A 561-nucleotide genomic window follows, 5' to 3' on the forward strand; every position below is an offset into this window, starting at 1 on the left:
AATCAGCATCTGGTGGTAATAACGTGAAGGTAACACCCCTTACCATTTCGAACAGGAAGGTTAAGCTTCACAGTGCCCAGGGTACTGCAGGGGAAGCCCTGTGGGAGAGAAGGTCGCTGCCGGGTAAATATATGGTTCACTAGCTCAGTTGGTAGAGCACATGACTTTTAATCATGTTGTCCGGGGTTCGATTCCCCGGTGAGCCACCAAAGGAAGTATGTTGATATACTTCCTTTTTTATTTGTAAAAAATCTAACACGTAGTGAGAAAAAACATTTTTTATGAGCAAACCCCATCTGAATTTTAGATTACTTAATGGAAATAATTTTGCCCTGCGTTATATCTTTTAGAATTTGAGGAGTCAACTTGAAGACTGCATGGGGTGTACCGGCGGCAGCCCATATCTCTTCATATTTCGTTAGATCTTCATCTATTCTGAATTTTAGATTACTTAATGGAAATAATTTTGCCCTGCGTTATATCTTTTAGAATTTGAGGAGTCAACTTGAAGACTGCATGGGGTGTACCGGCGGCAGCCCATATCTCTTCATATTTCGTTAG

At 41.2% G+C, this 561-nt stretch carries 1 tRNA gene and 1 rRNA gene; both read left to right on the forward strand.

Going from position 1 to position 561, the window contains the following annotated elements:
* Positions 1-8 precede the first annotated feature (8 nt).
* Positions 9-125, forward strand: a 5S ribosomal RNA gene (rrf, locus tag CLLU_RS18565).
* A gap of 8 nt (positions 126-133) precedes the next feature.
* Positions 134-209 (forward strand) — tRNA-Lys (locus tag CLLU_RS18570).
* The last annotated feature ends 352 nt before the right edge of the window (positions 210-561 follow it).

It is taken from the genome of Clostridium luticellarii (assembly GCF_002995845.1).
Classification (GTDB): Bacteria; Bacillota; Clostridia; order Clostridiales; family Clostridiaceae; genus Clostridium_B; species Clostridium_B luticellarii.